This is a genomic window from Singulisphaera rosea, from assembly GCF_054877945.1.
On the sequence record NZ_JBTYIP020000040.1, the window covers coordinates 65,703 to 88,078 of the forward strand.

21 protein-coding genes and 1 pseudogene are annotated in these 22,376 nt (G+C 63.7%); 15 read left to right on the forward strand and 7 right to left on the reverse strand.

Annotated features, from left to right (window positions below):
• The first annotated feature begins 49 nt into the window (after positions 1-49).
• The 3 genes from ACYOEI_RS37570 (at position 50) to ACYOEI_RS37580 (ending at position 4,725) form a co-directional block, all read left to right on the forward strand.
• On the forward strand, positions 50-1,924 hold the full coding sequence (locus tag ACYOEI_RS37570) for a sialate O-acetylesterase (RefSeq protein WP_462855582.1): 1,875 nt from the start codon (positions 50-52) through the stop codon (positions 1,922-1,924).
• A 154-nt stretch (positions 1,925-2,078) separates the two neighbouring features.
• Positions 2,079-3,392 carry a leucine-rich repeat domain-containing protein gene (locus ACYOEI_RS37575; protein WP_462855583.1) on the forward strand — a complete coding sequence of 438 codons (1,314 nt, stop codon included), beginning with the start codon at positions 2,079-2,081 and terminating at the stop codon, positions 3,390-3,392.
• Positions 3,393-3,678: 286 nt separating this feature from the next.
• A complete protein-coding gene (locus ACYOEI_RS37580) occupies positions 3,679-4,725 on the forward strand; it encodes an HAF repeat-containing protein (RefSeq protein WP_462855584.1) in 1,047 nt (348 codons plus the stop codon).
• A gap of 794 nt (positions 4,726-5,519) precedes the next feature.
• Here the strand turns inward: ACYOEI_RS37580 and ACYOEI_RS37585 are convergent.
• Positions 5,520-6,257 carry a hypothetical protein gene (locus ACYOEI_RS37585; RefSeq protein ID WP_462855585.1) on the reverse strand — a complete coding sequence of 246 codons (738 nt, stop codon included), beginning with the start codon at positions 6,255-6,257 and terminating at the stop codon, positions 5,520-5,522.
• A gap of 486 nt (positions 6,258-6,743) precedes the next feature.
• On the opposite strand from ACYOEI_RS37585, the gene ACYOEI_RS37590 reads away from it, so the two are divergent.
• Positions 6,744-7,907: a hypothetical protein gene (locus ACYOEI_RS37590; protein ID WP_462855587.1), complete on the forward strand. Its 1,164-nt coding sequence runs from the start codon at positions 6,744-6,746 to the stop codon at positions 7,905-7,907.
• Entirely contained in the window at positions 7,904-8,419 is a 516-nt protein-coding gene (locus tag ACYOEI_RS37595) for a hypothetical protein (RefSeq protein WP_462855588.1), read from the forward strand. Before ACYOEI_RS37590 ends, ACYOEI_RS37595 begins: the two co-directional genes overlap by 4 nt.
• Before the next feature lie 90 nt (positions 8,420-8,509).
• Here the strand turns inward: ACYOEI_RS37595 and ACYOEI_RS37600 are convergent, their stop codons facing one another.
• The 3 genes from ACYOEI_RS37600 to ACYOEI_RS37610 form a co-directional block, all read right to left on the reverse strand.
• A complete protein-coding gene (locus ACYOEI_RS37600; RefSeq protein ID WP_462855589.1) occupies positions 8,510-10,714 on the reverse strand; it encodes an apiosidase-like domain-containing protein in 2,205 nt (734 codons plus the stop codon).
• A 205-nt stretch (positions 10,715-10,919) separates the two neighbouring features.
• Positions 10,920-11,759 (reverse strand): sugar phosphate isomerase/epimerase family protein, encoded by an 840-nt coding sequence (locus tag ACYOEI_RS37605; RefSeq protein ID WP_462855590.1) that lies wholly within the window; start codon positions 11,757-11,759, stop codon positions 10,920-10,922.
• The gene (locus ACYOEI_RS37610; protein ID WP_462855592.1) at positions 11,756-12,568 is read right to left on the reverse strand and encodes an SDR family NAD(P)-dependent oxidoreductase; all 813 of its coding nucleotides are present in this window, start codon (positions 12,566-12,568) and stop codon (positions 11,756-11,758) included. The genes ACYOEI_RS37605 and ACYOEI_RS37610 overlap by 4 nt, the downstream gene beginning before the upstream one ends.
• A gap of 357 nt (positions 12,569-12,925) precedes the next feature.
• On the opposite strand from ACYOEI_RS37610, the gene ACYOEI_RS37615 reads away from it, so the two are divergent.
• Positions 12,926-13,777 carry an NAD-dependent epimerase/dehydratase family protein gene (locus tag ACYOEI_RS37615; RefSeq protein WP_462855593.1) on the forward strand — a complete coding sequence of 284 codons (852 nt, stop codon included), beginning with the start codon at positions 12,926-12,928 and terminating at the stop codon, positions 13,775-13,777.
• Here ACYOEI_RS37615 and ACYOEI_RS37620 read toward each other — a convergent pair.
• The gene (locus ACYOEI_RS37620) at positions 13,759-15,030 is read right to left on the reverse strand and encodes a 1-acyl-sn-glycerol-3-phosphate acyltransferase (protein WP_462855594.1); all 1,272 of its coding nucleotides are present in this window, start codon (positions 15,028-15,030) and stop codon (positions 13,759-13,761) included. The two genes, ACYOEI_RS37615 and ACYOEI_RS37620, sit on opposite strands and share 19 nt — an antisense overlap.
• Positions 15,031-15,102: 72 nt before the next feature.
• Positions 15,103-15,525, reverse strand: a complete 423-nt coding sequence (locus ACYOEI_RS37625; protein WP_462855595.1) for a TFIIB-type zinc ribbon-containing protein — start codon at positions 15,523-15,525, stop codon at positions 15,103-15,105.
• A 276-nt stretch (positions 15,526-15,801) separates the two neighbouring features.
• On the opposite strand from ACYOEI_RS37625, the gene ACYOEI_RS37630 reads away from it, so the two are divergent.
• From ACYOEI_RS37630 to ACYOEI_RS37660, 7 genes are all read left to right on the forward strand, one after another.
• Positions 15,802-17,382 carry a bifunctional metallophosphatase/5'-nucleotidase gene (locus ACYOEI_RS37630; RefSeq protein WP_462855596.1) on the forward strand — a complete coding sequence of 527 codons (1,581 nt, stop codon included), beginning with the start codon at positions 15,802-15,804 and terminating at the stop codon, positions 17,380-17,382.
• 37 nt (positions 17,383-17,419) lie between these two features.
• Positions 17,420-17,776 (forward strand): CPCC family cysteine-rich protein, encoded by a 357-nt coding sequence (locus ACYOEI_RS37635; RefSeq protein ID WP_462855598.1) that lies wholly within the window; start codon positions 17,420-17,422, stop codon positions 17,774-17,776.
• A 102-nt stretch (positions 17,777-17,878) separates the two neighbouring features.
• Entirely contained in the window at positions 17,879-18,190 is a 312-nt protein-coding gene (locus tag ACYOEI_RS37640) for a hypothetical protein (protein ID WP_462855599.1), read from the forward strand.
• A gap of 81 nt (positions 18,191-18,271) precedes the next feature.
• Positions 18,272-18,838, forward strand: coding sequence for a zinc metalloprotease (locus ACYOEI_RS37645; RefSeq protein WP_462855600.1), 567 nt, complete (start codon positions 18,272-18,274; stop codon positions 18,836-18,838).
• A gap of 197 nt (positions 18,839-19,035) precedes the next feature.
• Positions 19,036-19,323: a hypothetical protein gene (locus ACYOEI_RS37650; protein ID WP_462855601.1), complete on the forward strand. Its 288-nt coding sequence runs from the start codon at positions 19,036-19,038 to the stop codon at positions 19,321-19,323.
• Positions 19,324-19,431: 108 nt separating this feature from the next.
• Positions 19,432-19,845: a hypothetical protein gene (locus ACYOEI_RS37655; RefSeq protein WP_462855603.1), complete on the forward strand. Its 414-nt coding sequence runs from the start codon at positions 19,432-19,434 to the stop codon at positions 19,843-19,845.
• Between the two features lie 30 nt (positions 19,846-19,875).
• Positions 19,876-20,166, forward strand: coding sequence for an Imm70 family immunity protein (locus ACYOEI_RS37660; RefSeq protein ID WP_462855604.1), 291 nt, complete (start codon positions 19,876-19,878; stop codon positions 20,164-20,166).
• Positions 20,167-20,378: 212 nt separating this feature from the next.
• Here ACYOEI_RS37660 and ACYOEI_RS37665 read toward each other — a convergent pair whose 3' ends face one another.
• Positions 20,379-20,663: a hypothetical protein gene (locus ACYOEI_RS37665; RefSeq protein WP_462855605.1), complete on the reverse strand. Its 285-nt coding sequence runs from the start codon at positions 20,661-20,663 to the stop codon at positions 20,379-20,381.
• A gap of 329 nt (positions 20,664-20,992) precedes the next feature.
• On the opposite strand from ACYOEI_RS37665, the pseudogene ACYOEI_RS37670 reads away from it, so the two are divergent.
• A pseudogene (locus ACYOEI_RS37670) lies at positions 20,993-21,484 on the forward strand (DUF4262 domain-containing protein).
• Between the two features lie 179 nt (positions 21,485-21,663).
• On the forward strand, positions 21,664-21,891 hold the full coding sequence (locus ACYOEI_RS37675) for an exonuclease domain-containing protein (protein ID WP_462855608.1): 228 nt from the start codon (positions 21,664-21,666) through the stop codon (positions 21,889-21,891).
• The last annotated feature ends 485 nt before the right edge of the window (positions 21,892-22,376 follow it).

Consider the following 22,376-nt stretch of genomic DNA (forward strand, 5'->3'; position numbering starts at 1 on the left):
ATCAACACGTGGTAGATTCGCGATGTTCGCTCTTCGACGATCCGCGGCGGTGGCCTTGCTTCTTATGGTGGCGGCCACGCCCGCGTGGGCGGCGGGGATTCAACTCGGGGCCCCGTTCGGCGACCACATGGTGGTCCAGAGAGACCGTCCCATCCGGGTGTGGGGCCAGGCCGCGAATGGAGCGAGTGTCGAGGTACGGCTCGGGACGCGCACGAAGAGTACGAAGGCTGCGCCCGACGGCCGCTGGTCGGTGACATTGGAGGCACTCCCCGGGGGCGGCCCGTTCGTCCTGTCGGGCGTGTCTAACGGGGAGAAGGCCGAGGTGGCGGACGTCCTCGTCGGGGATGTCTGGCTTTGCTCCGGGCAGTCGAACATGCAGATGACTTTGAAGGAGTGCGAAGGCGGGCCCGAGGCCGCCGAAGGCGCGGGGGGGCTCGCGAACCTGCGGTTGTGCTCGGTCGGTCGCCGGGCGAGCGCCGCGCCGGAGTCGGGGGGTGAGATCCGATGGCGCGCCGCCTCGCGCGAGTCCGCGAGGGACTTTTCCGGGGTCGGATACTTCTTCGCGGCCACTCTTCTCGCCGATCCCTCGATGCGGGATGTGCCAGTCGGGGTCGTCGATGCCTCGTTCGGTGGGACGATGTGCGAGGCGTGGGTGCCCAAGGAGGCGCTGGCGAGTTTCGACCCGAAGGAGCTGCGGGACTCGATGTTCGGCATCCGCCCATCGACGCTATACAACGGGATGATTGCCCCGCTGGGGAACGCCGCGATCAAGGGGGTGGTGTGGTATCAGGGGGAAGGCAATTCCGATCGGCCATCCCTCTATCCGAAGCTCCTGACGACGCTCTTCGCCTCGTGGAGGGGCCGGTTCGAGACCCCGGACCTGCCGTTCATCGTCGTCCAGTTGCCGGACTATGCACCTGGCTGGGGCGGGGTCTCCTGGGCCTGGATTCGCGAGGCCCAGGCGTCGGCCGTCCGGGCGACCGAACATGCCTCCTTGACGGTCGGGATCGAGACCAACGACGGGTCCGACTTGCATCCCCGCCAGAAGCGCGAAATCGGCCGAAGGGCTGCGCTGCTGGCCCTCCACGACGTCTATGACCGCCCGGTCGTTGCGCGAGGCCCTGAGTTTCGAAAGGCGACGCCCGAGGCCGGCTCGTTGCGCGTGACATTCGACACGGCCGGGGATGGGCTCACGCCTCGCGATGGTGGCCCGATACGAGGGTTTGCGGTGGCCGGGGAGGACGGTCGTTATCGCTATGCGAATGCCGTCATCGAGGGAGATTCGGTGAGACTGCGCAGCGAGGCGGTCCCCGCTCCTCTCACGGTCCGATACGCCTGGAGCGGCGTCCCAAGAACGAACCTTGCCAACCGGTCGGGGCTCCCCGCCGCCCCGTTCCGGACAGACACGACGGGCCAGGCCGAAGCCGACGTCCAGCGCCAGCCCGTCAGCCGCCTGGTCCAGACGAAGTCCTACGAGGCAGTGATCGGCGGCCACGGGATGGTGACGAGCCTGGTCGTCGGGAGCAAACAGCTCCTCTCGAACGACCCAGGATGGGCGGGCGGCACGACCATCACCGGGGGGTGGGTTCCCCGCAACCTCGCCGACATCCGCGAACTCGGCCCGGGATGCCTCTCGTGCCGCGACGCCGACGTTGACCTGAACCTCGAGTTCGGCGAGAGGCGGATGGACTGGTCGATCACGAACCGAGGCAAGGATGAGATCCGGCTTCGGATCGCACTGCACCCGAAGGTCGTCGCCCGTCGTCGAGGCGAGTCCGGGCCCGTCGAGCTTCATCGGGATGCCGCGACCGTGGTCGTGTCCGGAGTGGACGCCCTGAACGACTCGGACGGAGGGCAAGTCCTGGAGGCCATCATCGGCGGCCGCGCGTCGAGGCGCCTTACTCTGTCGATCCCCGAGAAGTGACGATCCGTGCCTGATGTCGAGTCCGTCAGCTCCTCCTCCCGAACAAACCCACCTTCCCCCCCTTACCGTCACTGAATTCAACGGACACGCCGCTGAATTGCGACGCAAAGATCGACATAGTGTGTGATCTTTGATTCCAGGTGGGGTGACCGACATGGAAGAGACTTTGCGGCGCCGGGGTCGGTGGTATCGACCCTGGCTGAGCCTGCGGGGCCTGATGCTCCTCGTGCTGGTCCTGGCGGGTGCTCTCGGGTGGGCCGTCCATCGCGCCCGAGTCCAACGGGACGCGGTGGCGGCCATCCGCAAGGCGAAAGGCCTGGTGTTCTACAACTGGCAATATCCCTCCGGCAAACTCACGCCAAACGCGAGTCCTCCCGGGTCGAAGTGGCTCCGCAACTTGGTTGGGCCCGATATGCTCGATCCCGTCGTCACCGTCAACCTTCGTGCCGAGAGTGCGGATGATCAGCTCCTGTTCCGCGTCGGTGAGCTGTCAGGACTTGTAAGATTTGGCATATCCGGCCCACTTGCGCCGAGGGTTACACCGGCCGGAGTGTCCCAGATCGAGCGGCTGTCACGCATTGAGGAATTTGTATGCATGAATCCAGGGAAGGACAGTGGTTTCCTTCCCCAACTTTGGGACAAGTCAAAGCTTCGACGCGTCTGGCTCCAGGCGACGCCCGTCACCGACTCCGACCTCGCACGGTTGACGCGCCTCGCAAAGCTCGAGGATATCAGGTTCAACGGACGAAACGTCTCGAACGCGGGATTCGCCCATCTGGCGAAGCTGAAGCAACTCCAGGAAATTTCGTTCTTCGACTGCCATGTCAGCGACCTCTCCGCGGTGGCCGGCCTGAACGGCCTTAAACGGTTGTGGTTCATGAACCGGGACCGTCCTGTCAGCGGCGGGTCGCCCGTCGATCTTGCTCCCTTGCGTGGGCTGACAAAGTTGGAGTATTTGGGGATTTCCGGTATCCCCGTGGATGATGCGGGACTTGCTCAAATCAAAGGATTGAATCAAGTGGTAACTCTGGAAATCACCGGTGAAGGAATCACCCCGGTCGGGTTCGCCGATGTCGCGAGCATGCCGAAGCTTGGCTTCTTGACCCTTTGGAAAACGTCCCTCCGCGACTTCACCCCGCTTTCCCCCTTGTTCCCTCGTTTGAAGGCTTTGCATATCACCGAGGCCCCGCTCGATGATGAGAGCATCCGGGGGCTCGTCGGGGCGACCGGGCTTGTTGTCCTTCATCTCAGGGACACGGCCGTCACCGACAACGGTCTCAAGCATCTCACCGGGCTCAAGAACCTGATGGGGTTGGACCTCTCGGGGACCCAGGTCAGCGACGCGGGCCTGGCTCAACTCGTTGGATTTCCTAAACTCAGAGAGGTCATGCTCCAGAGGACATCCGTGACCGAGGCCGGCATCGCGGCCTTGAAGAAGGCCTCGCCGAAGTTGAAGATCAGTCGATGAGATCGAGCCGGGTGGGGCGTTTGGCGTGATGACGGAACGACTGCGGCGAGAATCCCGCCGACCTCTGACGCATTTCTCGCCAGCCTCCGCCGGCCCGTAAGGAAGGTTCTCGACGGATGGCCTTTTTGGCCAGAGACTTAATGCGTCCGAACTCCGAGGCATTCGATATGCATTCTCACCAGGCGTGATGCCCACACCGGTGGTCGAAGCGTACTCGGTCGTTCAAGGTGCCACTGGGTCTCGAACTCTCGGCCGAGACCGCCCCCCATGACCTCGAGGGATCTTGATGCAACGAATCCTGCTCTTCACGACTTCCGTGCTCCTGGCCTCGATCGCCGTCGCGGAAGAGCCGCCGAAGGCTCGCCCGATTCACATCGTCAGCCTGAAAGACGACGGGATCATCGCGACCGGGATCAATGAACTCGGCGACGTCATCGGCTTCGAGTGGGCGGAGAACAAGGACTATCCCGGTGTCGTCGAGCAGGTCCCCTTCTTCGCCCGAGGTAAGGAGATGACCACGCTCCCCATCCTGCAAGGGTACACGGCGACCTTCCCGGCCGCGGTGAACGACGAGGGCCGGGTCGTCGGTCGATCCAGTCGTCCCCGGTCCCAGACCAGCAAGGTGATGCGAAACCAGGCGTTCCTTTGGGACGCGAAGGCCGGCATCCAGGGCCTCGGCGCCCCCGAAGGGGACGTCGCCTCGTTCGCGTGCGGCATCACTCGCGACGGCAAGTGCATCAGCGGTTTCTCCGTGGGCTATCAGCGCGTCAGGGCCTGCGTCTGGGAGAAGCGGGACGAGCGCTGGGACGCCACGCCCCTGTCGCACACCAAGTCCCTCGGCTCCCAGGTCGTGGCCATCAGCGACGATGGCCGCTTCGTCGCCGCGACCGACGAGGCCGTCCCTTGCCTCTGGACCCGAGGCGAGTCGGGGACCTGGACCCGAGAAGCCATCGGCGACCCGAGTTCGCTCATCCCCCGGGCGGTCAACAATCGAGGGACCGTGGTCGGCCTACGCTACCCCGACGGCGGGAAGATCGAGGCCGTCATCTGGACCCGCGACGGAGGATGCCGACCGCTCCCTGTCCCCGCCGAGTACGGCAAGTCGGAAGCCATCGACGTGAATAACAATGACGTGGTCGTCGGCCAGGTCGATGGCCCTCCGAGCTCGGACAAGGGGCCTCGGGCGTTCGTCTACGGGGACAAGCAACTACGCCTGATCGACGAAGCAGGCCCTGCCTTCATCTCCGCGACGGCCATCAATGACCGGGGCCAGGTGGCCGGGGTTATGGAAAAACAAGATGAAAAACATGAAAATGCAGAAAAACAAAAGTGAAACTATCTAATTTGATGCCTTCCGGACTTTTCGGTGTCAGGAGAGAAAAGGATGACGTCGAGTCACGCTCGTATAGAGCGGAAAGCTGTTCTCTCAGGCGATGAAGCGTCGCGGCACGGCTCTTCTCTGCTGAACTTGCCTCCAAGCTCGCGATCCGGCGTTCCAGCCGATGGCGATGCCGGACGCGCATCCGGTCGATTCGCGCCTGGTCGTCGAGTCGATCCTCGCGAAGTCGGTCGCGGAGATGGCGCCACGCCCGGTCGTCTTCCTTGGTCGGAATGCGGATCTGGGTCCCGAGACAGCGGCATATGTCCTTGCATTTCGGGCAAGGGACGGCGTCGATATCGTGCCACGGGCGACGCACAACCGCTCGGCAACCGAAGCAGACCCAGGTCGAGTTCCCCGATGATCCCACGGTGCGGTTCCTCTCGCGTTGACGGAGTCGGCCCGAGTGGGGACGATGGCGGCGACCACGAGGCCTGGCGCCCTGGTTGGAGCCGGGACAAGATGAGATCCTGGTCTTTGACGCTTGCGCCGGGCCGTTGGTTCACCCTCCTCAACTCCGATTCACGAGACGCCCATGCTTCTCAGACGCCTGGAGGACGCCAGAGACGCCGATCCCATCCGGAGGGTCAATGAGCTGGCATTCGGCCGGTGCGATGAAGCCAAGCTCGTCGAGAAACATGGCAGATTCAAGCCCGATGTAGGGTCGTTGTTCTCGTGTCTGTTGAAGGCTGCTCTCCGGTCGTCCGGCCGAGGACATGTCGCCGTGCGAACGATTCGCCGGATGGAGATCATCTGGCCTTATCCGCGAGCCGCTTCAGCGCCTTCCTGGCTTCTCGGGTGGGCTGTGCTTCCTCGTGTCCGAACGCCATCCGCTTCAGGATCGCCGTCGCATCCGGGGTCCCGACATGTTCGAGGAACGCGATGGCGCGGACGGCTCGGGTCCACTTCTTCTTCAGGTTACCCCCGGGGCTCGAGTTCAGACGAGCGATCTGCACCTCGGCCCACCATGCTCCGCCGCTGGTGAAGTTGAACGATCCATTGCCGGTCTTTCTGAGCTCGACCTTCTTCTCCTCGAGTGACCCGGCCTTGCGCCCGCTCAGGACCTCCACCATCCGCTGGCGGCCCGGAGTCTCGCGCATGTCGGCCATCAGGGCCTCGAGACCGATCGCCAGTCGAGGGTCGAAGTACTCCAACTCCTCGAAGGCCGGCTGCCAGACCTCCGGTTTTCGACTGCCCAATTCGGCGAGGAGCGTCTTCAACTGATCCGGGTCGAGCTTGAGCGGCTTCAGTTTGGTTTTCAGGAAGGCCACCGATTCCGCCGGGTGATCGGCCAATTCGAGCAACGCCGTCGTCGCCTCGGGATCGGCCTTCTCGAGGTCGGCCCAGGTATCCTCCAGGGTCCTCGCCTGAGTCGCACGGACCGACACGCTTTTATCGTCCGCTCGCGTCGGGCCGTGCAGGAGGATCCCGCAGGCAAGGACCGCCGCGCCGGCAAGCATCAAGGGGTTCCAATGGGTCTGCAACATGGCTCTCGGCGTCCCTTCTCATGAAATCGGTGGAGATCGGCGGCTTGGGATGGTCTGGGGCCGACCTTGGGGCGTGGGGGGCCGTCGTCACTCTCAAAGAAACCTGTTTCTGATGAGAAGAACCAGTGGTCGATCTAGATTTTGATCCGAGGGCTGATTTCATGCCCGAAGCCCAAGCGAGTGAATCTCGCGGCAAGAAGAGTCGATGTCCCGATGTCGGGCTCAGGAAAAGAAGCCGACGACGATCCGTAGATGACGCAGAATAAATTATAATTATATGGGAATTTAATAGAAGTTATAAGTGAATAAAATTTTATATTATCGCTCGAGGTCCTTCCGGTGGTGGTTTCAGCCCGACGTCAGGTCGGTGATATACGTAAAATTTTCAACGGTCCGGCGAAGGGCTAGAAATCCGTAACTGCTTGATGCAAAGTGAGGAGTGACTCTGGGCTTCGACGGCAGTGCGTCAATCAAAGGGCCCGACTCATGTCTTACCGCTGGCCTGAAGATACGGATTTCTCCCTCTGGGAGCTCGACGTCCTCGACCGTGACTGCCCCTCCTGCGGCCGGATGATGCACATCTGCGATCATCGCTATCGCCGCTTCTACACCCTGGAGGGGCCGGTCCAACTCCTCTGCAAGCTCAACCATTGCCCCGACCCCCGCTGCCCAGGGCACGCCAAGACCAAGAGCCCCGAACTCGAGATCACAATCGCACTCCCCCAGATGGCCATCGGTTGGGACGTCCTCTGCTGGATCGGACATCGTCGCTTCTCGCGCCACATGGCCGTCCCCTCGATCCGGACCGAACTCCTCGAGGACTTCGGCATCAGGCTCTCCGCCGATGCGATCGAGGAACACATCCGACGTTATCAGGTCATGGTCGCGGCGCGTCAGCAAGACCCCGGGGAACTCCGCCGGCTCTACGGATCGACCGGGGAGATCATCCTCTGCATCGACGGCCTCCAGCCCGAGAAGGGGCATGAGACCCTCTACGTCGTGCGGGAGCTGACCCGGAGACGCGTTTGGTTCGCCGAGCCGTTGCTCTCGGCCACCGAGCCCGAGGTGCGACGCCTGGTCAAGAAGGCCAAGGAGTGGGCCGAGTCGCTGGGGCTGACCGTGGGCCTTTGGATGTCGGACAAGCAGGACGCCTTCGTCAAGTCGATCGCCGGGGAGTTCCCCGACGTGCCGCACCGCTACTGCGACAACCACTTCCTCCGCGACTTGGCCAAGCCGGTGCTGGCAGCCGACAGTCATGCCAAGGTCCAGATGCGGAAGAAGGTACGCGGCCTGCGGACGATCGAGCGGGCCGTGCTCCGGCAATCGTCCCAGCCCCCGGAGGGGATCCTAACCGACGAGGGGGAGGCCGAGGGCACGATGACTGAAGCGGATCCATCCCCGAGCCCGATCGACCCAGGCGGCCCTGTGGTCCTCGACTATTGTGCGGCGGTGCGCGGGATCCTCAATGACGACCAAGGAGGGCCGTTGCATCCGCCCGGTTTGCGGATGGCCGAGGCGTTGGAAGAAGTGCAGGAGTCGCTCCGACGGAACCTCGGGGCGAAAAAAGGGGGTTCGCGGAGGAGCAACTCGGGCGGCTCTCGCGATGCATCGAAGGCGGCCTTGCCGAAGTCAGGGAGCAGCAGGCCGTGATCCGAGACTATGTCGGCATGATCAAAGAAGTGGCGGCGACGCTGGAGCCAGGCGAGGAGGATATCACGGAGCGGCAGGAGAAGTTCGAGGGGCTGATCGATCGGTTCGAGGCGACGGAGGACCCGATCCGTCATGGGATGGCGGCGGTGATGCTCAGCTTCCTCGCGGGACTGTTCGTAGGCGAGGAGGAGTATGAAGCGATCCGAGACAACCTCGCGTTGGAGCGTTGGTTCCGGTTGCCGAAGGGCCACGAGCGGCGGATCCACGGTCATTGCCACGCAGGGATCCGGCTGGTGCTGGAGGGAGCGACGTTAGTCCTCGTGCTGGACGCCCACGCGACCCATCCCGACCGCTTGACGGTGGAGGACCTGCTGCCATATCGACATGCGCGAGAACCGACGTGCCAGATCGAGGCGAAGGGGCGGCGCACGATCATGCGAAAGGCCCGCTCCAAGAAGCATCGGCCAGGCCTTCTGGCCGAGCTGGAGCGGCGTTATCAAGAATTGACGTAATTTTAGCTCTTTCCAGGATCATTGAAAATTTTTATTTGTTTTGGTTTCGGGCTTGTATCTGAGGGACTCGAGCGGTCGGCGGCCCGCTGTTCAGGGCGTCCGGCGCTTTTCAGCGGAGAGAACGAGGACCCAGTCGGTCGTACCATGGCCAGGCGGTTTGACGGTCCAGTCTCCGGTCGGATTAGGGTGCACGGCGCCGATCTCCGTGCGGTGGCCCGAGACGGGGTCGAAGCAGCTGGCGACGTAGCGGGTCCCGGGCTCGAGCGAGTGGACGGTGATCGGCCTTGGGCTCGGGACGTAGAGGATGCGGACGTCGCCGGCGATGCCGCCGGCGTAGGGGACGAGGTACTCGTCGCCGGCGCCTCCGATGTTGCGGCCCCAAGGGCCTTCGCCGAACTTGGCCGCGACGATCGCAGGGGGCCAGGCCTTGTCGTCGAAGGCCGGGGTTTGCCAGCCTTGCGGGCCTTCGGGGGAGGTCCGCCAGGTCCTGTCTGAGATGACGGAGGTGACGGTGCCGTCGTCGAGCTGGACGTCCAGGACGGCGATGAGGCCGGCGGGGTTCTGGCCTTTCGGCCCCTTGGCGTTCTCGGCGCGGACGGCCAGGACGTTCTTGCCCGGACGGAGGTCACCCGCGACGTTGTGATACTCCTTGGCGGTGTTCCAGCCTCCATGCGAGCCGAGCTCGCGGCCGTTCAAGAACACGGTGAAGGAGTCGTCGGCGGTCAGTCGCAGGCGGGCCTGTTCGATCGTCCGGCCTTCGGGGAGGTCGAACGTCTTGCGGAAGTAGCGGATCCCCTCGGGAGCATTCCTGGCCGGTTCCCCTTCGGGCGACCAGATCCAGTCGCCCCAGGCGCCTTGGCGGATCGGCTTGGCCCATGAGGCCCACTCGGGATGCGGCTCGAAGCGAGGCCAGGGGTATTGCTCGAACAGCCCCTTGGCCAGCCCGAGTTGCCGGGAGCCGGGTAGGTTCATCGACTCGTCCCAGGGGATCGTCCCGTAGTTGCCCCCGTGCGGAGACTTGCCGTAAGGCCGATCCCGGCGGTTGAGCTGCCAGATCCCGTTCGCCCCGTAGGTATGCCCCGCGGCGCCTTCGAGGATGTTGGTCCAGAACATGAGCCGGGAGATCTCGGCCGGGATCTTGCCCAGGAGGGCTTCGTAGCAGATCTCGGAGTTGAGCACGGGCATCGTCGGTTTCGCGTTATAGGAAGCACGCAAGGCCCGGATCGTCGGGGGCAGGACCTCCTGCATCCCGTGGCCGGTCTGGAGCATGTCGAAGTCGAGAAACGCCTTGTCGGGATAGAGCAGGCGCCCGCTCAAGGGTTCGATGCCGGTCGGATGGACGGTCACGAGCCGGCCGAGGCCGTTGACGGTGCGGGCATACGCGATGACCTCGGCCCACTCCTTGGCCTGCGGCGCGCCGCTGAACGGGAAGCCCTTCTCGAGGTAATAGGGGAGGTTCACCTCGCCCGCCATGCACCAGACGACGGGCAAGGCTCCGTAACGTGCGATCACGTATCGGACGTGCTGCTTCATCTTCGGGACGCCGAGCCAGGGGAGGTGGTAGCCCCAGGCCATGACGATGCAGGGGGCGAGGCCCTGATCCGCCAGGTAGGTCAGACGCTCGTCGGCGCGGTCGAAGTACTCGGGCCGGATCCTGCGATAGTCCTTCTCCCAGGGAAATCCGGCCTCGTTTCGCCCGCGATCGTCGAAGGCGGGCATGTCGGGATAGAGGCCGGCCACGATCTGGATGACGTCGAAGCCTTTGGCCTTCCGGTCGCTCGTCAGGGTCTTGAACTCACCGGGCCACACGAGCCGATCGGTCAGGCCCATCCACCACGTGTCCCCGAGCCAGAAGAAGGGGGTGCCGTCCGCGTGCGCGAAGTGGCGATGGTCGGATGCGACCGTGATCGGGCCGTGGCGGTAGAACGGGTTGTCGCCCTGATATGGCCGGACCTCGACCGTCCCGTTCACACCGTGGAGGCCCTTGTCGTCGGCGTCGTTGCATTCGGTCGCGTACGAGTGGACCCCGACGATCGGCGAGGCGTATCGGATGCGCCAGGTCTTCCCGCCGGCCCAGAAGGCCGGGACACGGATTGACTTTGAATCGGGGGCGGTGAAGACGACGTCGAGCTCGACGGCGTTGAACGGATCATCGCGATCCTTCGTCGAGGTGAACGAGACCTCGACGATGCGGTTGGCCTCGGCGGCCGATGGTTTCGTGCCCTGGGCGATCGCCGGTCCCGCAAGCAGAACGATCAGCGAGCCGAGCAGGTAAGACGTCCGGCGAGGTCTCATGATGCGTCTCCGGGATAGATAGAAATATTAAACTATTTATATTTTATGGTTTTGCGGTGTTCGGCGTGGCCTGAAACCCGTTTTTTCCATAAAACCGGGTTTCTGACGCACTCGACGTCGACAACCCCGCGGGATGTCTTCGTGGCCTCCCACAGAAACCCGGTTTTAAGAAAAAAACCGGGTTTCGGGTCCTCGGGATTGAGGCTCAACTCGCCAGTGATTGGAAGAAATCTCGGAACAGGATCGTTTCCGAGAGGTTGTCGCACTCGTTGCAGTTCTGCCAGTCGATCCAGACGTATTCGATGCCGACCCACCCGTGGTAGCCTGTCTCCCCCATACGATCGAAGAGGCGTCGGTAATCGATCACATTCTCTTTGAACGAGGCCTGCAACCGTCCCGGGCGTGCGCCTCGGACGTGGACGTGGCTCGCGTGGGGGAGGAGCGGCTCGATGGCGGTGTCGGGGACGCCGTTGAGGGTGAAGTGGGTGTAGTCGAGGGTCAGGGTCAGTCCCGGGACGGCCTCGGCGAGACGTAATGCTGACGACGGGTCGGGGGCGAGGGAGCCGACATGGGCCTCGGTGCCGAGGACGATCCTCGCACGGCCGGCCTGCTCAACCCGCCAGGCGAGTTCGTCGACCGACCTGGCAAACGAGGACTCGGACGCCTCCTCCTCGAAACGGACGCCCGGCAGGACGGTGACGTGCTCGCAGCCGCAATGGTCGGCGTACTCGAGCGTCTGCAAGAAGCGGTCGCGGGCCGCTTGTCGTCGGGACGCCTCGGGATGGTTGATGGCGACGGGCCGGAAGTCGGGCCCCAACTGGAGGAAGACGTCGGCGACGCGGAGACCGAGGTCCTCGACCGTCTTCCGGAGCGAGGCCGCCGAGCCTTTCACGTCCTCGAATTCGCGGGAAGGCCAGAGGTGGGAACGGTCTTCGAACAGGCCGATGTCCACGCCCTCGAAGCCGAGCATGGCGATCAGGCGGAGCGACTGCTCGTGGGTCAGGAGCGGGAAGGTGAAGTCCGCGCAGGCGAGCTTGGGTTTCATAGCGGGTCGCTCGGCAAGGTGACCTGGGATGTCTCCCACTCGGCCGCGGCGAGGTAGCCGCCGTCGACCACCAACGACGTGCCGGTGATCCCCGCCGAGTCCTCGCAGGAGAGATAGAGCACGGACCGGGCGATGTCCTCGGGGGTCAGCGCCCGACCGATGGGTACGCGATGCAATCGCCTGGCGAACGCCTCGGCCGGGTCGGCGGCCGAGCGGAGGTGGTGACGCAGCATCGGGGTATCCGTGATGCCGGGGCAGACGCAATTGCATCGCAGGCCTTCGGCCGCGTAGTCGAGGGCGATGGATTGGCTCAGCCTCAGGACGGCCGCCTTCGACGCCGTGTAGGCGGGGGTCCCGGCCTGCCCGACGAAGCTGCTGATCGAGCCGACGTTGACCATCGCACTGGTCGGGTTCCGCCGCAGGTGGGGCCAACCGTGCTTGAGCGAGAAGAAGACGCTCTTGAGGTTGACCGCCATGAGCCGGTCCCACTCCTCCTCGGTGGACTCGTGGAGCGGCTTGACGTGGACGATCCCGGCGCAGTTGACCAGGATCCGGAGGCCGCCGAACTCTTCCGCGGCCCGGTCGAGGCTCGCGCGGACCTCGTCTTCGCGGCCGACGTCGACCACGAAGAAGCGGGCGTCGCCGCCGACGTCGCGGATCGACTCCGCGAGGCGCCGGCCCTCGTCGGCCTGAACGTCGACGAGGGCGACTTTCGCCCCTTCGGTCGCGAAGAGCCTTGCGGTCGCCGCGCCGATGCCCGAGGCGCCTCCGCTGATCCAGGCGGCCTGCCCTTCCAGTCGTCGGCCCATCGCGAGCTCCTCTTCCCCATCCCCGCGTGGGAATCCCACGCCGGGATGCAAAGGACGACCGCCTCGACGCCCCGAGCTTCCTGGCGAAGCCCGACGCGACGCGACTTTAGGGCCCTCCTCGGCGGAGGGCGACCCTGCCATGACCCCTTCGAGGGCGGCCTCGCCGACCCTCGGCCCGCCTCGGGGATGGCCTGGTGGCCGGCCCGCCCGTCGTTCCGGGATCGATACCGTAGTAGAGCCGACAAGGGGGCGTCAAGGGGCACGCAGACCGCCTCGCCTACCCCTGGCCATCGGCTCGGTCCCTCGTGTATCGTTGGGGCGATTGAGCGTCCCGACTCGACTCTTGAGAGACCCGACATGAGCGCCGACGAGCCTCGCGATCCCGAAGCGGAAGGTCGGAAAGTATTGCCGATCCTGCCGATGTATGAACCGGAAGCGGAGGCCGACGAGGACGAGGACGAGGATGATTTCGAGGACGAGCCTCGGACGGTCCTGATCACGGGTGCCTCGGGGAATCTCGGGAGGAAGCTTCGCGCGGCGTTGGAGGACGTCTACGACCTCGTCCTGCTCGACATCGAGGCGGACCCGAACGACCGCGAGGTGATCGTCGCCGACCTCAGCGAGCTCGAAGACGACTGGATGAACCACTTCCACGGCGTCGACACGGTGATCCATCTCGCGGCGAACCCGAACGAGTTCTCCCCCTGGGAGGCGCTCGAGAAGCCGAACCTCGACGTGCTCGCCAACGTCTTCCACGCGTCGGCCCTGGCCGGGGTCGAGCGGCTGATCTTCGCGAGCTCGAACCACGCGATGGGCGACTATCAAGACCTCGGCGACATGCCGATCACCGTCGACCTGCCTCCGAAGCCCGACAGCCCCTACGGCGGGACGAAGCTCATGGGCGAGCGGCTTGGCCGTAGCCTCTCCAAGGCATTCGACATCACCTTCATCGCGCTCCGGCTCGGCTGGATCCAGCAGGGCGAGAACCGCCCGGAGACGCTCCCCCACGATTGGGCCCGCGCCATGTGGCTGTCGAACGAGGACCTCGTACGGCTCTTCGAGTGCGCGATCGAGGCCGAGCTCGGGGACCGGACCTTCCTGGTCGCCAACGGCATGTCGAACAACCGGGGGATGCGCTGGGATCTCCGCGAGTCGGTCGAGATCCTCGGCTTCTCGCCCGAGGACGACGCCTACGCCGAAGGGACCTGAGCGGGCTGGTTCCCGGTCGGAGCCATCGTGTCGACGATCGAGCGGCCGGGCCCGATCGTCTTGATCAGGGCCTGCATCCGCGACTCGAGCTCGGAGGTCAAGGCCGCGACCGCCTGCCTCGGCCTTCCCCCCGTCGCGAGCCGATTGCGGACGTCGATCGGCTCGCCCACCCGCAGGATCCCCCGGCGAGGACCGTGCGGGGGGACCTCGCCGGCGTCGAGGAAGTCCTGCCGAAATTTCATCAGTGTCTCCGACACGCGTTCAAGCGTCGGCGCTTCCCGGACGTAGTCGCCGGGATAGCTGAAGCACTGGATGGTGACGAAGAGGTCGTGGAGGTCCCGGCGAGCCAACGCCGCGTCCTCGAGCGTCGTCTTAGGGTCGGCCAGTGCGTCGAGGCAGGCCCGCCGCATCTCCTTGACCCGGACCGGAACCGTGTCGTCCCGCCGCTTCCCCGCGCGGCGGTCCTCGATCCGGTCGAGGATCTGCCGGGCCAGACTCGCGATCCGGTCCTTGAGCCCCCCGCCCTGCACCTTCCCCAGGTACTCGAACTCTTTCAGGCCGAGCACCCCCTCGGCGTAGTAGTAGATCCGGTCGATCAGCGAGAGCTGTCCCTGCGGCCACCAGGTGAAACGGGTTTCCAGCTGCTGCATCACTTCGTGGAGCTTCGGGAGCGGGTCGGCGTGGTCGAGGAACCGGTACTGGAGCGCGATCGGGACGATCCAGACCGTCTTCCCCGCCTCGGCGAGCCGCTTCACCGCCGTGGTCGCGACGGCGACGGCCCCCTCGCGCAATGGCGTGAGTCGCTCCGACATCTGATAGATCTCCCCCTCGGGGAAGATCACCAGGGGGTTCTTCCCCTTGGCCAGGAGGTCGACGCCGGTCTTGAAGGCGGTGAGGTCGGCCCCTTCGCGGTCGACGGGGAACACGCCGATCCTGGGCAAGATCCAGCGGTTCATCCCCGCGAAGATCTGGTAGGCCGCCATGTAGAAGAACGGCATCCGGAGCCGACGCCCCAGCTCGAACATCATGTAGCAGTCGGCATAATCCGGGTGGTTCGGCGTCAGGAGTACCCCATCGCCCTTCGCGAGGAGCGGCTGGAGGACCTCCAGCCCCTGCATGTCGATTTCCTCGACCCGATGCAGCCGGCGCAGGGACGCCGGCAGGCCCAGGGTGGCGGCCTTCATGACGATCGGGTGGAGTCTCGGCGGATAAAAGCGATAGGGGAGCTCGTCGGCCAGGGGCACGCGCTTCATCCTCGTCTCCTCGTCACCGTGTTCCGGCCGTCGTCCTTACTTCCGAGAGTCCCTCGCCGCCCCTGCCCCACCTCATCGGCGCCTCGAGGTCGCCGACAGGGCCGTGAACATGAGGAGTGTGGCGACTCCGGAGATCCCCACGCGAAACGCGTTCTGCTCGAGCAGCCCGAAGATGAGCCCCGAGAGCGCCGTCAGGATCCCCACGCCGAGCAGGACGCGACGCACGCTGATCCCGTGCCGGCCCCTCCCCGATTGGGAGCCGGACGAGGCTTTAGAGCCGAACCCGGCCGACTCTGACTCGGGGCCGATGAACAGTGCGTCCGGGTCCAGGGGCGGTGCGACCGGGCGTCGAGGCAAGACGTCCGGCGGCAGGCTGGCCCGACCGCACTTCGGACAGCGCAACCATTCGGCCAACCGGGTTGTCGTCGCCTCCAACTCGGCCTGACATCGAGGGCAGCGATACGACACGATGAACGCGATGTCCGTGGATCTCACGATCGCGGGCCCCTCGTGAATGACGGGTAGGAACGGGAAACGGCCGGAGCATCCTATCCGACCCGTCCCGCGGACGCATCCCAACTGGCCTGGGAGTTGCCGGGCCATCGACGACGATCGCCCGACTTCCGCCCCCGGTGGGGCCGATGATCAACGCAAGGGTTGTGGATTTCGGCGAAGTGATGATAGCCTCTCCCGGGAGAATCGACGTGGTTTCGGGTCATTCGTCGCCCTCGATGCGGCGGCGAGCGCCCGACGATCGAGGAAAAGGGATCGATGTTGTGTGCCTTCCGAACGTGGACCTTCCTCTGCCTGCTCTTCTCCCTCGGCGCGTGTCCGGCCCTGGTCGTCGCCGAAGAGATCGAATTCAACCTACTCCAGATCAACGACGTCTACGAGATCGCTCGATCCTTGGGTGACCGGTTGGGTGGGCTGAGCCGGGTTGCCACGATTCGCAAGGAGCTCGTCAAGGACAACCCGAACACCTTCACCGTGCTGGCCGGCGATGCGCTCAGCCCCTCGGCCATGGGGACGGCCTCGTATGAAGGGGACGAACTCGCCGGGCGCCAGATGGTCGCCGTGCTCAACACCATGGGGCTGGACTTCGCCACATTCGGCAACCACGAGCTCGACTTGAAAAAGGATCAGCTCCTCGCCCGAGTGAGGGAGTCGAGCTTCACCTGGATCTCGAGCAACGTGACCGACGCCACCGCGAACCCTTTCCCGGGTGTGCCTCGGAACCGAGTGCTCCGGATTGAAGGGAAACACGGTGGGGTCGTGCGCGTCGGGCTGATCGGACTGACGATCGACTCGACCAAGGCCGACTACGCTCGCTATGACTCCCCGTATCGGGCCTGCCTGGAGCAGATCGATGCGTTGAAGGGGCATTGCGACATCCTGGTCGCGATCACGCATCTCGATCTCGAGCAAGACAAGCAACTCGCGGCCGCGTTCCCCGAACTGCACCTGATCCTCGGGGGGCATGAGCACGACCGGCAATACGCCTTCGAGGAACGAGTCCCCTATCGAGCCCCGGTCGCCAAGGCCGACTTCAACGTCCACTCGGTCTTCGTGCATCGGCTCCGTTTCGACACAGTCACCCGCCGCCTCGAGATCGTCTCCAAGCTGCGGGCCGTCGACGAGTCCATCAAGGATGACTCTCGAACCCTGAACGTCGCCAACTACTGGCGCAAACTCGCCTTCGCCGGATTGAAGGAAGCCCTCGGTCAAGACCCGGAAGCCCAAATCGGGTCGACCCAGGTCAAGCTCGACGGCCGCGAGGCCGCGGTCCGCAGCGGCTCGACGAACCTCACGAGGCTGATCGTCGCGGCGGTTCAATCCGCGTCTCCCGGGGCGCAGCTCGTCGCCATCCCGAGCGGCTCGATGCGGCTCGACGACGTCATCCAGCCCGGACCGATCGACGTCTACACCGTCCTGCGTCTCCTCCCCTACCGGGGCGACATCGTCCAGGTCGAGATGCCCGGTGCGCTCCTCAAGCGGGTCCTGGACCGCGGAGCCGCGATCCAGGACGATGGCGGATTCCTGCAACTCGGCCGAGCGACCCGCCCCCCCGGCGTCCCCTGGCAAATCGACGGCCGGCCCCTCGACCCGGCCGCAGCCTACAGAGTTGCGTCCACCGACTACCTGATGAGTGGTCGGGAGAAGGCCTATGATGATGAACATCTCAATGATAAGTTCAGAAAGCTCACCCAACTCAAGCAAGCCGACGTTCGCCTTGCGGTGATCCGGTATCTCAAGGCGAATGGCCCCGTGACCGCCGAGAACTACCCGCCCGGCCCCGACGTCGACCCGAAAGGGTTTCCCGACCCTCCCCCGGTGATCACGCACGTCCGTTGATCGTCATCGTCGATGGCGACCAGGAGGTTTCGTATCCATGGAGCCCACGCCAGAGGAACTCGAGCGTCGAACTCGCTGGTTCGAGTGGTACGTCGAACAACAGGCCTCCAACTCGGTGCGACGCCCGGAGGAGGGTGGCCCCTATCATTGCCCATGCTGCGGTTGCAGGACGCTCGACGAACGTGGTGGCTCTGAGATTTGCGAGGTCTGCTTCTGGGAGGACGACGGCCAGGACGACCATGACGCCGAGGTCGTCCGTGGCGGCCCGAACGGGGCGCTGAGTCTGAGCGAGGCCAGGGCCAACTACCTGCGCTTCGGCGCCTGCGAAGAGACGATGCTCGAGAATGTCCGTTCGCCACGCCCGGAGGAACGTCCCGAGCCGGGCACCGGGTGAGCTCGCGCTGCACGGGGGCATCCCCCGCGGTATCATACGAAAACCTGGGTCAGGGGCGATCAAGATCCGCGGCTCTTGGTCTCAGGCGGCGAGGGCAGCGCGATGCGGCCGAGCGATGTCCGCAATATCATCCAATTCAATACCCGAATGGGCATGTTCATCTGCCCTTCGAATCGCTCGAACGTCGAGTCGTTCTTGCATGGCTACGAGTACGGTACTGCCGGCGCCTGCTGCTTCACCGAGGCGCTCGGTCGACACCTCGCCGATCGTTACCGCGTGAAACCGGAACAGTTCGGGTGGGCGTACCAGATCGCTCAGCTCGCACAGATCCGATCGCTGGATTGGATGGAACTCTATTTGCTGGTCAGCTCCGAAGTTTTGAACGCGGCGATCGAGCCGACGGACCTTACATAACCCCGTGCTGTCGCGGAGGTATTCCGAGATCGTTCGGCAGGTTAGGTCCGCGAGGCGTAGTCGTTAGCGGCAGGGTTCGCCGTGAAGCATTTCCACCAAGTCTTGCTGATCGTCTCCACCGTCCTCGGCTCCTGGCTCGGCATGCAGGCGATCCATGAGTTGGGCCACGTGATCGGCACGGCGGTGAGCGGTGGCCATGTCTCCGGCGTCTTCCTTCATCCTTTTGGTCTCTCGCGCACGGAGCATTCAAGTAACCCGCGCCCTCTGGTCGTCGCGTGGGCAGGACCTGTGGCTGGGGTCATGCTACCGCTGGTGTTCTGGGCGGGCGCGATCGCCCTACGGGTGCCTGGCGCGTTCGTGCTCCGGTTCTTTGCCGGCTTCTGCCTCATCGCCAACGGCGCGTACCTGACGTTCGGCTCGTTCGAACGAGTCGGAGATGCCGGTGAATTGTTACGGCATGGCTCGCCGGCCTGGTCGTTGTGGCTGTTCGGGGCGGTCGCATGCCCCGTCGGGCTGTGGCTCTGGCATCGGCAGGGACAGCACTTTGGGCTGGGCGATACCGGGGCTCAGGTTTCGACTGGTGTCACTTACGCGACTTCGTTAGTCTTGATTTCACTGATGACACTCGGGCTGTTGATCGGCGGTTGAATCGTGAACCTCGCCGCTTTGGGCAGGCTCATAGCGGTGTATTCGAGTCCCGACTTCAGAGGCCGGTTGACCGGTTCTCGTTGGAGGAAGACGGATGAGAAAGGCTCAACGGCGCACGGAACTCCAGCGACGCCCTGCGGGGTCGCGGCCGCGCATGGTCGCCTCGCAGGGGGCGCGGTCAACCATGCGAGAGACCAATGCGACGTTGGCACGAAGAGTATCCGCAGACTTTGCGGGAATGGAAGAAGCACTACCTGTCCCATGTGGAGGTTAACGTTCGGTCAGGAAGGGAGATCGGCAAGGATCCGTACGAGGTCGACTGCGTCTGCGATTTACAGCGAGGTCGGTTCCGCAAGGGACGGGCGTTCAGCTGCAAGACGCCCCGTTGCCTGATCTGTCACGGCGAGAAGTATCCCCGGCGAGAGCCGACGAAGCAGGAACGCTTCGCCGATCAGAAACTTCGAGAGGAGCTCGCCGGCTCCTGACACGCGGACGCTCACCGATTACATCGGAGCCGCCGGGGCGATGGGATCGGGCTCGAGAGTAAGGCCCGTCCCGTCGGCCGGCGGCTTGAGAGCCAGGAGTCGTGCGATATGTCCGAAATGTTGGCATTGAGATGGATCCTGTTGTTCACGGCCATCGTCGGCAGTTTCGCGGTCGCGTTTCCTCTCGGGGTGATTGCGTCGCACATTGTCGGGGTGTGGGATGAACCTGGTGCTGGCTTCGTTTCCGCCTTGGCCGTCGTCCTCATGGCATACTTCCTCGCTCCGAACTATAGACTTCAGTTCTCCGTACTTGTTTTTGTCGTGGGTGCCAACATCGCGTGGAGCCTACTTGAGCCTTCTTTCCTGCCAAAGAGTTTCGGAGACCGCGCCTATCAACCCACACATCTGCCTATCCTCTGGACCTATGCCGGCGGTCTTCTTGGCTTGCTCTTGGTGATAGGCCTTGGCTCAAATCGCGACTCAAATCTTCATCCCCGACGAAAGCCGTTCGGGGTGGCTTGACTCAAATGTTGTGCAACAGGAGACTTCTGGATGGGGCTTACCTTGTGTGTGTTCATTTCAGACCCCAACGAAGAGGACGAGGCTGAAGAAATTGCCGAGTGCTCCGTCGGCCACTACAGCGACTTCGCGTGCTTCCGAGAAACAATCGCGCGACATCTCGACTCGAGTCGATTCCCGACCTTGTTGGAGCATTCCGACTGCGACGGCGAATGGACGCTCGCCGAAATCCCCATGCTCGAACGAGAGATCCTCGAGATCGGGTCTGCCTTCCAAGGGTTGCCACCCGAGGAGCCGGCTGGAGCCTTTGAACACACGGTGTAGTATCGTTCGGCTGCCTGTTCGCTCTACGACTGCTTTCACACGATTGATGGTGACAACTTGCTTCAGGCCTTGATTGCCTTGTGTGGGATTGCCAGAGCCCATCATCGCCCCATAACATTTCAGTGAATGGTTTGAATGATTATCAATTTTCAGGAAGTTTAATGACATGACGGATGTGTCGCTAAGTATCTGGAATCCGTTCGGTGCTGCTGCTACGCCGCCAAGATTTTGCTTGAGATGGCGAAGGGGCACTGATGCAACTCCTCCCTCACGAGATCGCGATCGGTATCCTCGGCGACGAGTTCGAAGAAGGCTGGATTCCCGACCCAAGAACCGCATTCAAGGGCAAAGACGATGCCCTCGTCTTTCTCCGTGAATTGACGGTGGAGGACTTCGGGAATGACGTCGCTCGCTGGCGTGCCTGGTTCAGTGCTTGCCCACGTGAGATGCTGAATCTTCACTACGACGAATGGCGGCTCAAGGATCTCGTCCGACATCGTTCCGAGAGGGTCGCGTACGTCGAGGAACGATGGGGACATGTCACTCAACGGCGATGTCCAAACTGCGGGGGCCTATGCCCCGAATATCGGGCGCATTGTTGGGCCTGCGAGCACCACATAGGCCGTGCTCCGCACTAACTTTCCGAGGAAGCCGATCCGCTTGGCCTCGGCTACTCGGCTCATACGTTCGTGCAGCCCAATTTGATGACGAGTTCGGTCTGGCCGTTGCCGAACTTGAGAGTCGGGAGGCCTCTGGACGAGGTTGAAATTTTGGGTTCAGGCCGTTTGGTTTACTTGGCCTTTCGTAGGGCGGGGGGAGTTTCGGCATGGATGAGACGTTTGCCGAAGACGTACGTGCCCACGGCTGGTCGCTCGCGAGCATACAAGACCACAATCCGCCTTTCCTGTACACGATCGGCTTGATGCACACGTACCGGCATCCTGAGCTCATCGTCTTTGGTCTCGATTCTGGCAACGCACATGCCCTGATCTCCGGGCTGATCGTCCACATCTAGGCTTGTCGGTCGTTTGCAGAATCTCGGATCGAGACCGTGACTTTGGGTGAGGAGGAGCATCGAGTCGGCTTTCGACGGGTCCATGCCACTCAACACGAGTTATACCTTGGGTTTGCCATGGGCTTCTTGAGCAATCGCGGGCGAATCGGGGAACTGGAGGCAATCCAACTGTTCTGGCCTGACTCAAGCGCCAAGTTCCCTTTCGAGGTCGGCTGCGATCGGGCCGTATACCAACTCCAGGCCCGACTCGACATCGGACTTTCACCTCGGGAAGTCAAAAGTTGGAGACGACGATGGGAGTGAGGATACGACATTTCGCCCTACGGCATGTTTTGCGCCGCCGAAACGAGCTCCAATAGGCATTGTCTTGCTCCGGCGGGCTCACCACTATTATCGGGTTGCGGGGAGGGATGAGAGGCGTGCGGTACATCGTCGTGGACCTGGAGGCGACCTGCTGGGAGAACGTCCGCGACTACGATCGCATGGAAACAATCGAGATCGGTGCCGTCGAATTGGTCGCCGCAGACACTCCTTCATGTCGCGAGTTCAGCCGTTTCATCCGGCCGGTCGCCGAGCCCCGGTTGAGTGACTTCTGTCAACGCCTGACGACGATTCGCCAGAGGGATGTCGATCGGGCCGATCCCTTCTCGGTCGTGTTCCCGGACTTCGTGAACTGGATCGGGGAGGATCCTTTCGTCCTCTGCTCGTAGGGCGAGTATGATCTGACCCAGTTCCGCATCGACTGCCAGCGTCACGGGTTTGCCCTTCCCGAATCCTTCGGGCGGCACCTGAACCTCAAGAAAACGTTCGCTCGCCTCTTTGGACTCAAGGTCAGCGGCATGGAGCGAGCACTCGCCCAGGCCGGGTTGTCGTTGGAAGGGACGCATCATCGGGGCATCGATGATGCCCGCAATATCGCCAGGTTGGCAGCTTTAACGCTCCCGCAATGGGATGCCAGTGGGGCCCTGGCTAAAGCGGCTCTCGCTTGCATTGCGCACGTCGGAGGAAAACGGGGACTGGCTCCCGGCAGGGTCGGACCCGGGCTCTCGCGATCGACGTCGAGGCCGGGTGCCTGCTCAGAAAATCCCGGAGTCGCGATCGGCTTGTCATGCGCGCACGCCGAACGCCGTCGCTCTTGGGAAGCTCTTCGAGCGACTCGGGGCCGTCTCACGAATCCTCCGGTTCGTTAGGCGGC